Consider the following 11,374-nt stretch of genomic DNA (forward strand, 5'->3'; position numbering starts at 1 on the left):
GGCGGGTGGTGCGCGGACGCCCGCCCGCCCTCGGGCCTGCGTCAGCCGTGCTCGACCGGAAGCCAGAGCTCGCACGACGCGGAGTCACCCCGGAACTCGAGGTAGCGCACGATCGAGGGACCGGGACGCAGCCTCCAGGGGTTCGACGGGAACCACTCGGTCGCTGTGGCGGCCCACAGATCCTGCAGCGTCTCGGGGAACGGGCCCTGGGCCGCGAAGACCGCCCAGGAACCGGCTTCGAGGGGAAGGGAGTCGAGGTCGTCCGGAACGGGAGTGGTGCTCTGCAGGGCGACGCCGTGCAGATACGTGAGCAGCGTGCCCTCCGGTGCGTCCGGTTCGATATCGGCCGTGACGGCCAGGATCCCCGACGGCTCGGCGTCGCCGAGACCCTTGAGGCGCGCGTGTTCCTCGGACGGGATCGCGGCGATGTGCTCCTGGATGTGCGGATTGACGCCCTCGTGGATCAACGGGACCTCGGCGGCATGACCGGCGAGGACGAACGCGGGCCGGGTGGTGATGGTGACGTCCATGGGGATTCTCCCTTCGACGCTCAGGCGGAACCGGAGCGTGGGTTGAGTGCGGAGAGGACCCCCGTCACGGCGCGCATCGGCCGGGCTGATGCCGTGCACAGCCCGGAACGCGCGTCCGAATGCCTCGACCGACCCGTACCCGTGGCGCACGGCCACGTCGAGCAGACTCGCGGCGCCCGCAGCGAGCTCCGCCCCGGCGAGCGTCATCCGACGACGACGCACGTATTCCGACAACGGCATGCCCGCGAGTGCCGAGAACATCCGGCGCAGGTGATACTCGGTGGTGCCGTGCTCATGCGAGAACGAGGCCACGTCGATCTCCTGACCCGGGTCTCCTGCGTCGACCATGTCGATCAAGGCGTTCAGCGTGCCGATCATGAGGTCCTCCTTTCCTCACCATCGTCACCGTCGCCCGCCCCTCGCGACCCGACTTCTGCGGTCCGATGCGATCAGTGCCCGCACTCGATCGGCGCCAGAGTTCGATCGACGTCAGCGCTCGATCGACGTCAGAGTTCGACGGGCGGCGCCGGTTCGGTCTCCGATTCCTCGGGATGACGCGCCAGGTTGACGATCCCGGCGATCAGGCCACCCCACACCGTGACCATGGCGACGATCATCATGACGATCGCGATCGGAGTCATGCGCCGGCTCCCTTCGTCGTGCCGACTGCCGGTATCGCCGAGGTCTCGGTATCCGGTTCGTAGTGCTCCTCGGAGAGGAACTCGTCGTACTCGGGGTCGTCCTTCGCATGCGAGCGCGTGCTCCAGGGCAGCGCCGACAGGATCAGCGCCAGGACGACCAGGGCGATGACCATCCCCCAGCCGAAGATGGCGAGGAACCAGGCGGGATAGCCGCTGTACGGTTCGGAGGTCTTCGCGATGAGCTCGCTGACGAAGAGGTATCCGAGAACGACCGGCGCGAGAACCCCGACGAGCACCTTCCAGACGGTGCCCACCCGGAAACTCGAACGCCGATTGAGGTGCTCGACCAGCACCGGCAGCTTGTGCAGCAGCCAGGCCACGATGATGACCGCCACCAGCGCGACCGCCATGATGCCGAACGAGTTGACGAAGGCGTCGGCCGTGTCGAGCACCGACAGGGCCGTGGTCGTCGAGAAGAGCGCCATCGAGATGATCGCCAACGGGATCGCGACCGTGAGGGTCGTGCGCACGCGCGCCCATCCCAGCTTGTCCTGCAGTGCGGCCACGATCACCTCGAGGATCGAGATGAGGGAGGTGACGCCGGCGAACACCAGGGCTCCGAAGAACAGCACACCGATGATCGACCCTCCCGTGGCCTGCGAGACGATCGTGGGGAAGGCGATGAAGGCGAGGCCGATTCCGGAGGACGCGACACCGGCCACCTCCGTTCCCTGCGCCTGCGCCATGAATCCCAGCGCCGCGAAGACGCCGATGCCGGCGAGGATCTCGAAACCGGAGTTGGCGAAGGCCACCACGAGCCCGGAACCGGTCAGATCGGTCTTCCGCTTCAGGTAGGACGAGTAGGTCACCATGATGCCGAAGGCGACGGAGAGCGAGAAGAAGATGTGTCCGTAGGCGGATGCCCAGACGCCGGGGTCGGCCAGTGCCTCCCAGTTCGGGGTGAAGAAGGCGTTGAGGCCGTCCATGGCTCCCGGGAGGAACAGGGACTGCACCACGAGGATCGCGAACATCACGGTGAGCAGCGGCATCAGGATCATGTTCGCCCGGCCGATGCCGCGCTTGACGCCCAGCGCCATGATGACGATCACGATCAGCCAGACCACGACGAGCGGGATGCCGACCTGTGGGACGAAATCGGTCGATACACCGACCTCGGCGACGTCCGCCGATCGCAGGAAGTCGATGAAGAAGAAGTCGTTCTCGTTGCCCGCGCCCCAGGTGAGCTGGGCCGAGAACCACGTGTACATCGCCGCCCAGGCGATGATCACCGCGTAGTAGACCGCGATCACGACGCAGATGAGCACCTGCCACCAGCCGAGAGGCTCGGCCGCACGGTGCATGCGACGGAACGCCAGCGGCGCCGACCCACGGAATCGGTGACCGATCGCGTAGTCGAAGAACAGCAGCGGGATCCCGGCCGTGAGCAGAGCACACAGGTACGGGATCAGGAAGGCTCCGCCACCGCCCTCGTAGGCGACGTAGGGGAACCGCCAGATGTTCCCGAGGCCGACCGCGGAGCCGATCGCCGAGAGGATGAACACATTGCGCGAGCCGAAGGCTTCACGTTTGTGGGTCTGCGTCGCTGCGGTGGCCATGCGGACGAGGCTACCTGAGGGTCGAGCCGAACGTCGGGTCGGACACAGACACGAGCCGATCCCGCCGCTTCAGTCCAACGCATCCGCCAGCCCGGCCAGGGTGGAGAAGCGACCGTCGAAGGCGTCGGTCTCCGCGGGCGGATCACCCACCGGACGCGGCACGTACGCGGTCCTCATCCCTGCATCTCCGGCGCCTCTGAGGTCCCAGGCGTGAGCGGCGACCATGAGCACTCTCTCCGGGTCGCCCCCTGCCTCCTCCACCGCGAGCCGGTAGACCCGCGGTGAGGGCTTATAGGCCTCGACGGCATCCGCGGAGAGCGCCCCGTGCCATCGCAGTCCGGCGTGCTCCCCCAGCGCGCGCAGCGACTCCGGGTTCGCATTCGACAGCCCGAGAACATGGAAGCGGGCGGCAAGCCGCGCGACGCCCTCGCACGAATCCGGCCAGGCGGGAAGACGCTTCGTCGCGGTGGCGAGGCGATCGATCGTCGCGGCATCCGTGATCCCCGCGGTCTGCGCCACCCGAGTCGCCGCCTCGCGATCAAGGATTCCGGAGTCGACATAGTCGCGCTCACCCCGTGCGATCCGGCGCTGCTCCCCTTCGATATGACGTTGCCAGACGCCGAGGAGTTCATCGGCATCACGGGGAGAGCCGCCCGCCTCCTCGATGGCGATGCGGAGCCCTCCGGGTTCATCGACCAGGGTGCCCAGCACGTCGAAGACGATCGTGGTGATGTCGCGCAGCATGGTTCGAGTCTGCCCCGACGCGGGAGCGCAGGGGCCGGGAACGAGAAAACCCCCGCCTGAGCGGGGGTTCTTCTGCGGAGACGAGGGGATTTGAACCCCTGGTCCCCGTGAGGGGACTCCACCTTAGCAGGGTGGTGCACTCGGCCGGACTATGCGACGTCTCCAGGCATCCGACCCGAAAGCACGGATGCACTTAGCCATCATAACGGGTCGGACGAGCGGTGACGAACCGGCACCCCCGAACTCGCTTCCGACCGACGCGCACGCGGGCTGAGCGGGGATGCGCACTCGCGCTGGGATACTTGCCGCACATCGTGGGCACCCGACGTCCACCGCGCGGAAGAGGACCGATCATGCCCCGCACCGACACCGTGAACGCGGAGAACGCCCACACCCCCTCGCATCGCGAGCGGGACGGCCAGGCGCGCGGTTACGCGATCATCCTCGGTCTGCTCATCGTCTCGTACGGCTTCTGCGCGGCGCAGCCCAGCACCGACCCGAGCCCCTGGGCGTTCCTCGCCATGCTGGCGACAGTGGCGATGGTGTTCTACGTGACCCGTGCACGACATCTCGTGCAGCGTGTGTGGTGGGTGGTGCTCTCGGTCGCCGGTGCCGCCGCCGTCATCGCCGCGCTCTTCGGCGTCGACGGCCCGGTGCTCGCGATCCCGCTGTCGGCCGCATCGATGCTCGCTCTGCTGGTCGCTCCGTGGGCCATCATCGCGCATCAGGTCAACCGGCGGGGCCTCGACCTGGAGGCGCTGCTGGCGGCGATCACGGCCTACATCCTGGTCGGGATGTTCTTCGCCTTCGTCTACAACCTGATCTCGCAGATCTCCCCCACACCGATGTTCGGCGAGGAGAGCCTCGACTCGCTCGGCAACCAGCTGTTCTTCTCGTTCACCGCACTGACCACGACCGGATACGGCAATCTGGTCCCCGTCGGCACCACCGGACAGGGGATCGCCATCGCCGAGGGCATCACCGGGCAGCTGTTCCTGATCACGGCGGTCGCACGGATCATGCGCGGCGCGAGCGCGAAAGGCAGATCGAGCACGCCCGCCTGAGTGCCTTCGGGCGTGCCCGCCGCCCGCCGACCTCATCCGGAAGGGGTGACGCCCGCACGGAGATCACCCCGTCGGATGCCACGATGAACAGGCTCGAAGGAGTCACCATGAAGAGATGGGGCGTCATCGCCGTCCTCGGCTCCGCGCAGTTCGTGATGGTGCTGGACGGCACCGTGATGAACGTGTCGATATCGACGGTGGTGTCCGACCTCGACACCACCGTGGCCGCGATGCAGGGCGCCATCACGTTCTACACCCTCACGATGGCGGCGTTCATGCTGCTCGGGGCGAGGCTGGGTGACGTGTGGGGCCGCCGCAGGGCGTTCGTCATCGGATCGTGCATCTATGCCGTGGGGTCGCTGATCACGGCGGTGAGTCCGAACGTGCAGTTCCTGTTCCTCGGCTGGTCGGTCGTCGAAGGTCTGGGTGCCGTGCTCGTCATCCCGGCGATCGCCGCCCTCGTCGCCGACAACTACCGCGGCCGTGAGCGCATCACGGCGTTCGCTATCATCGGCGCCGTCTCCGGGGCCGCCGTCGCGGCTGGACCACTGATCGGCGGATTCGTCACGACCTACTTCGACTGGCGCTACGTGTTCGCCGCCGAGGTGCTCATCATGATCGGCGTGGTGCTGTGCGCCCGGATCGTCACCGACCCGACGCCACGGCAGAGCGTGCGCATCGACGTCCTCAGCGTCGCGCTCTCGTCGGTCGGGCTGGTCGCCGTGGTGTTCGGGATGCTGCAGAGCAAGACGTGGGGGTGGGTGCTGCCGCTGAACCCGCCCACGATCGGCGGCGTCGTGGTCGCCCCTCTCGGCATCTCTCCCGCCGCCTGGTTCATCGTGCTCGGCGTCGTGCTCCTGGCCCTGTTCTTCTCGCGTCAGCGCCTGCTCGAACGCCTCGGCCGGTCGCCGCTCATCCACGTGGGGATGTTCTCGATCACCTCGCTCCGCAGCGGACTCACCGTCCTCGGGGCGCAGTACACCGTGACCGCCGGGCTCTTCTTCATGGTGCCGGTGTATCTGCAGATGACCCTCGGCCTCGATGCCCTGGAGACCGGGATCCGGATCTTCCCCCTCTCCATCGCTCTCGTGCTGTTCTCGATCGTGGGCACCCGACTCTCGCGCCTCTTGTCTCCGCGGACGATCGTGCGCATCGGACAGCTGACACTCGTCGTCAGCGCCCTCATCCTTCTCGGCTCCGCCACCAGCGACCTGCGCAGCGGCTTCTTCGCGACCGGGATGTTCCTCGCCGGAGCGGCCCTCGGACTCCTCGCCTCGCAGCTCGGGAACGTGAACATGTCGAGCGTGACCGAGAAGGAGACGAGCGAGGTCGGCGGGCTTCAAGGAGTGTTCCAGAACCTCGGCTCGTCGCTCGGAACGGCCCTGATCGGCTCGATCCTCATCGGTGCGCTGTCGACCTCGTTCGCCTCGGGAGTCGCGGCGAGCGACCTGCCCGAGACCACCCAGGCGACCGTGGCGAGCGCCACGCAGCACGGAGTCACCATCGTGCCCGCAGCCGACGTCGCCGCCATCGCGGAGAAGGCCGGGCTGGACGATGCCGACGCCGACACTCTCGCCACGGTCTACCGCGATTCGCAGCTGTCGTCGCTGCGCATCGCGTTCTTCGGGCTCATCCTCATCAGTCTGCTGTCGCTCTTCTTCTCGAAGGGGATACCCCACGCGAACGCCGTCCGCAGACGGCACGGCCAGGAGACGGCCGACCAGGAGGCCGGCTGACCAGCGCGGACCCGGCGGAGACGCCGGTCCGAACGTCGCCATCGCCATCCCCATCGCCATCGCCATCAGGATCGGGATCGGCGAGGATGAGGACCATGACGACCGTCTCCGCACCCCGCATCGAGCACCACCGGGAACCGTTCGGCATCGGCGAGAGCGCACCACGCCTGAGTTGGACCACCACGGATGCACCTGCCGGCTGGCGCCAGGAGCGCTACGCCGTCACGGTGGTGCGCGACGACGCCGAGGAGACCGTCGAGGTCACGTCCGCCGAGCAGGTCCTGGTTCCCTGGCCGACTCGTGCGCTCGACTCCCGCGAGCGGGTCGGTGTGCGTGTGGCGGTGCAGGGCGCCGACGGCCGCTGGTCGAGCGAGAGCCCGCAGACCTGGGTGGAAGCCGGCCTCCTCCACCCCGACGACTGGTCGGCGCGGCCGGTCGGGCTCGACCTCGATGAGGACCCGGAGAGCGACGCCCGCCGCGCCACCCTGGTGCGGCGGAGCTTCCGGCTCGACGGGGAGATCTCCCGCGCCCGGCTCTACGCCACCGCGCACGGCCTGTACGAACCCGAGATCAACGGCGAGCGCGTCGGCTCCGACACGCTGTCGCCGGGATGGACGGTCTATCGCGAACGGCTGCGGTACTACACCTACGACGTGACCGCCCTGCTCGTCGTCGGCGAGAACGCGCTCGGCGCCTGGCTCGGCGACGGCTGGTACCGCGGACGTCTCGGCTGGCGCGGCGGGTACCGCAACGTGTTCGGAAGCGATCTGTCGTTCCTCGGCCAGCTGGAGATCACCTATGTCGACGGACGACGCGAGACGATCGTGACCGACGACTCATGGAAGGGCGCGCTCTCCCCCATCCTCCGCTCCGGCATCTACGACGGCGAGGACTACGACGCACGCGAGGAGCTCCCGGAGTGGACGACCGCCGCCTTCGACGACGCGCAGTGGCTGCCTGTCGCGGTGCGCGATCGCGATCCGCGCACCCTGGTCGCGCCGACGGCGCCACCCGTCCGGGTGATCGAAGAGGTCGCCCCCGTCGCCGTGCTGACGTCACCCGGCGGCGCCCGCATCCTCGACTTCGGGCAGAACCTCGTGGGAAGGGTGCGCATCAGCGTGACCGGTCCGCGCGGCACGACCGTCACGCTGCGCACTGCGGAGGTTCTGCAGGAGGGGGAGATCTACACGCGGCCGCTGCGCAGCGCACGCTCCAGCGACTCCTACACACTCGCCGGACGCACCGGCGGCGAGGAATGGGAGCCGCGGTTCACATTCCACGGCTTCCGATACGCCGAGGTCTCCGGCTGGCCGGGCGACCTCGATGCGGATGTCGCGGCCGGCGCTCTGATCGCCCGTGTGCTGCACACCGACCTCGAGCGCACCGGGTGGTTCACCTGCTCCGATCCCCTGGTCGAGCAGTTGCACCGCAACGTGGTCTGGGGCATGCGCGGCAACTTCGTCGACATCCCCACCGACTGCCCGCAGCGTGATGAGCGCGTGGGGTGGACGGGCGACGTGCAGGTGTTCGGCCCGACCGCATCCACGCTGTTCGACGTCTCGGGGATGCTGTCGGGATGGCTCCGTGACGTGGAGGCCGACCAGCTGCCCGACGGCACGGTCCCGTGGTTCGTGCCCGTGATCCCGTCGCACAAGGTGTGGTCTCCGATCCGCGCCGGCGCCGCCTGGGGAGATGTGGCGACGCTGCTGCCGTGGACCCTGTACCAGCGCTTCGGAGACGAGGGCGTTCTGGCGACGCAGTTCGAGAGCGCACGCCGATGGGTCGACAAGGTGGAATCACTGGCCGGACCCGACCGCCTGTGGAACGAGGGGTTCCAGCTCGGCGACTGGCTCGATCCCGCGGCGCCCCCGCAGGATCCGGGCGATGCCCGCACCGATCGGTATCTCGTCGCCACGGCGTACTTCGCCCGGTCGGCGCGAGCGGTCGCCGATATGGCTCGTGTGCTCGGACGCTCCGCCGACGCGGATCGTTACGGCACGCTCGCCTCCGAGGTCGCTGCCGCTTTCCGGGGTGCGTATGTGAAACCCGACGGCACGATGACCTCCGACGCCCAGACTGCGTACGCCCTGGCCATCGTCTTCGACCTGCTCGCCGACGAGACGCAGCGTGCGATCGCGGGGGCACGCCTCGCCGCGCTCGTGCATGCCGCGGACAACCGCATCGCGACCGGCTTCGTGGGCACGCCGCTCGTCTGCGACGCGCTCACCCTGACCGGCCACGCGGATGCCGCCTACGACCTTCTTCTCGAGCAGGGATGCCCGTCCTGGCTGTACCAGGTCGTGCAGGGCGCGACCACGGTCTGGGAGCGGTGGGATGCGATGCTCCCCGACGGCACCGTGAACCCCGGGACCATGACCTCGTTCAATCACTACGCGCTGGGAGCGGTCGCGGACTGGTTGCACCGCAGCGTCGCCGGGCTCGCACCCGCAGAGCCCGGATACCGCCGCATCCGCTTCGCACCACGTCCCGGTGGCGGGCTCACCCATGCCTCGGCGATGCAGCGCACGCCCTACGGTGACGCCTCGATCGCGTGGCGCGTGGGCGAGGACGAGCTGCATGTCGACCTCGTGGTCCCGGTCGGCGCGACGGCCGAGCTCGACCTGCCCGGCGCGGTCCGTGAGGAGCTCGGGCACGGCGCGCACGCGCGCACCGTGCCCCTGCTTCCGTGACGCGTCAGCCGGCGGCGGGACCGCCTGCGTTCGCCGCGGCGATCAGCTGCTCGATCTGCTCGAAGTCGACCGGGAGCCCGGGGAATCCGGCCAGGCGTCCGATCGGGAAGGAGGCCATCATCTTCTGCATCGCCTCGTCGTTCGGCATCATCGACGCCGCGGCCGCGTCGCCACCGAGCCCGCCCATCAGGCCACCCAGCGCCTGCTGAACGATGGGGCCGGCGATCGGGTGCGAGATCAGGTCGCCGATCGAGGAGTTCATGGTCAGTTCCTGGTGCACCTCGTCACCCGAGACCTCGACCGACGCGGTCGAGCGGATGTCGCGACTGGAGGCGGCCACATCGACGGCATAGGTGCCGCCCTCGACCACCCAGCGGTCGACGCGGATGTCCCAGTAGGCGAGGTCTTCGCGCCGCACGACGAGCTCGACCGTGCGCGTCTCCCCGGCAGCGAGCGCGACCGAGGAGAAGGCCTTGAGCTCACGAGGTGCGCGCTGCACGATCGACGCGGCCGGGGCGACGTAGACCTGCACGACCTCGCGCCCGTCGCGGTCACCGGTGTTGGTGACGTCGACGCGCACGACGATGTCCCCGTCGGCACCGACATCGGCTGTCGCTCGACCGTATTCGAACGTCGTGTACGAGAGTCCGTGGCCGAACGGGAAGGTCACGTCGAGACCCTTCGCGTCGTACCAGCGGTAGCCGACCAGCAGACCCTCGCCGTAGCGCACGTGTCCGAACTCGCCGGGGAAGTTGCCGAATGACGGGTTGTCCTCGAGCCGGGCCGGCACGGTCTCGGTGAGCTTGCCCGAGGGGTTCACGGCACCGTAGAGCACGTCGGCCACCGCGCTGCCGCCGGCCTGACCGAGCAGCCAGCTCTCGACGATGGCCGGCACGCGGTCGGCGAAGGGCAGGGCCACCACGCCGCCGTTGGACAGCACGACCACGACGCGGGGATTGACCTCGAGCACGGCGTCGAGCAGGGCGAGCTGCGGCGCCGGCAGGTCGATGTGATCGCGGTCGAAGCCTTCCGACTCCTCGGCAGCGGGGAGGCCGAGGAAGACCACGGCCACGTCTGCCGCCTCGGCGACGCCGACGGCCTCTGCCCGCAGGTCGTCGGCAGTCCGACCGGATGTCGCGATGGTGCCGCCTTCGACGGCGAAGCCCGCGGCGTAGGAGAAGTTCTCGCCGCCCACGGCACGCAGTTCATCGAGCGCCTTGTCGACGCGGGTGGGGTTGATCAGCGAAGACCCCGCGCCCTGGAACCGCGGCTCGGTCGCGAACGCGCCGATCACGGCGATCTTCTGGTCGACGGCGAGCGGGAGCAGGGCAGCCTCGTTCTTCAGCAGCACGATGGAACGACCGGCCGCCTCGCGGGCGAGTGCGTGGTGGGCATCGACATCGAGCGGGCCTGCCACGGCCGGGCGCTCCCCGGCCTTGCGCACGAGCTCGATGGCGCGGCCCGCGGCGGTGTCGAGCACGCTCTCCTCGAGCGTTCCCGCACGCACGGCGGCGACGAGCTGCGCATCCGTGCGCCCTCCCGACGCCGGCATCTCCAGGTCGAGGCCTGCAGCGACGCCGGCGACGCGGTCATTGACGGCGCCCCAGTCCGACACGACGAGGCCGTCGAAGCCCCAGTCGTCGCGCAGCACGCTGGTGAGCAGCCACGGGTCCTCCGAGGTCCAGACGCCGTTGAGCTTGTTGTACGAGCACATGACGGTCCACGGCGAGGCGTCCTTCACGACGCGTTCGAACCCGCGCAGGTAGATCTCACGCAGCGGGCGGGGGTCGACGTCGGAGCTCGCACGCATGCGGTCGAACTCCTGGTTGTTCGCGGCGAAGTGCTTGAGCGAGGTGCCGACGCCCTTCGACTGGATACCGCGGACCGAGGCGGCGCCGAGGACGCCGGAGACGATCGGGTCCTCCGAGAAGTACTCGAAGTTGCGGCCGCACAGCGGCGAGCGCTTGATGTTGATGCCGGGGCCGAGCACGACGGCGACGTTCTCGATCGCGGCTTCCACGCCGATCGCCGCGCCCACGCGCTCGATGATCTCCGGATCCCATGACGAGCCGATGCCGACGGCGGGTGGGAAGCAGGTGGCGGGGACGCTGCTCGCGAGACCGAGGTGATCGGTGGCACCGGACTGCTTGCGCAGGCCGTGCGGACCGTCGGTCATCATCACCGACGGGATGCCCGCGCGGTCGATGGCCTTCGTGGTCCAGAAGTCCGCACCGCTGGTGAGCGACGCCTTCTCCTCGAGGGTGAGGTCGGAAGCCGAGATCTCGGTCATGGTGTTCCTTTCGCGGGCGACGTCGATGTCCTTGCGAAAACCATATGCCCTTCAGTATTAGAT

General features: G+C 68.9%; 8 protein-coding genes and 1 tRNA gene. 3 read left to right on the forward strand and 6 right to left on the reverse strand.

The features are described 5' to 3' along the window. Positions 1 to 41: 41 nt before the first annotated feature. From L687_RS23160 to L687_RS23175, 5 genes are all read right to left on the reverse strand, one after another. On the reverse strand, positions 42 to 908 hold the full coding sequence (locus L687_RS23160) for an AraC family transcriptional regulator (protein ID WP_021198172.1): 867 nt from the start codon (positions 906 to 908) through the stop codon (positions 42 to 44). A gap of 128 nt (positions 909 to 1,036) precedes the next feature. After that, entirely contained in the window at positions 1,037 to 1,171 is a 135-nt protein-coding gene (locus tag L687_RS42050; protein ID WP_021198173.1) for a methionine/alanine import family NSS transporter small subunit, read from the reverse strand. Further along, positions 1,168 to 2,787, reverse strand: coding sequence for a sodium-dependent transporter (locus tag L687_RS23165; RefSeq protein ID WP_021198174.1), 1,620 nt, complete (start codon positions 2,785 to 2,787; stop codon positions 1,168 to 1,170). Before L687_RS23165 ends, L687_RS42050 begins: the two co-directional genes overlap by 4 nt. A gap of 69 nt (positions 2,788 to 2,856) precedes the next feature. After that, complete coding sequence (locus tag L687_RS23170) at positions 2,857 to 3,531, reverse strand: haloacid dehalogenase type II (protein ID WP_021198175.1); 675 nt, start codon at positions 3,529 to 3,531, stop codon at positions 2,857 to 2,859. Positions 3,532 to 3,606: 75 nt separating this feature from the next. Then, positions 3,607 to 3,695, reverse strand: a tRNA-Ser gene (locus L687_RS23175). 189 nt (positions 3,696 to 3,884) lie between these two features. Here L687_RS23175 and L687_RS23180 point away from each other — a divergent pair. The 3 genes from L687_RS23180 to L687_RS23190 all read left to right on the forward strand — a co-directional run bounded on the left by L687_RS23180 (position 3,885) and on the right by L687_RS23190 (position 9,021). Further along, positions 3,885 to 4,595 (forward strand): potassium channel family protein, encoded by a 711-nt coding sequence (locus L687_RS23180; RefSeq protein ID WP_021198176.1) that lies wholly within the window; start codon positions 3,885 to 3,887, stop codon positions 4,593 to 4,595. An 83-nt stretch (positions 4,596 to 4,678) separates the two neighbouring features. Beyond that, complete coding sequence (locus tag L687_RS23185) at positions 4,679 to 6,331, forward strand: MFS transporter (protein WP_235045204.1); 1,653 nt, start codon at positions 4,679 to 4,681, stop codon at positions 6,329 to 6,331. 95 nt (positions 6,332 to 6,426) lie between these two features. After that, entirely contained in the window at positions 6,427 to 9,021 is a 2,595-nt protein-coding gene (locus L687_RS23190) for an alpha-L-rhamnosidase (RefSeq protein WP_021198178.1), read from the forward strand. 4 nt (positions 9,022 to 9,025) lie between these two features. Here L687_RS23190 and L687_RS23195 read toward each other — a convergent pair whose 3' ends face one another. Next, positions 9,026 to 11,311: a glycoside hydrolase family 3 C-terminal domain-containing protein gene (locus L687_RS23195; protein ID WP_021198179.1), complete on the reverse strand. Its 2,286-nt coding sequence runs from the start codon at positions 11,309 to 11,311 to the stop codon at positions 9,026 to 9,028. Positions 11,312 to 11,374 lie beyond the last annotated feature (63 nt).

The organism is Microbacterium maritypicum MF109, from assembly GCF_000455825.1.
Taxonomy (GTDB): domain Bacteria; phylum Actinomycetota; class Actinomycetes; order Actinomycetales; family Microbacteriaceae; genus Microbacterium; species Microbacterium maritypicum_A.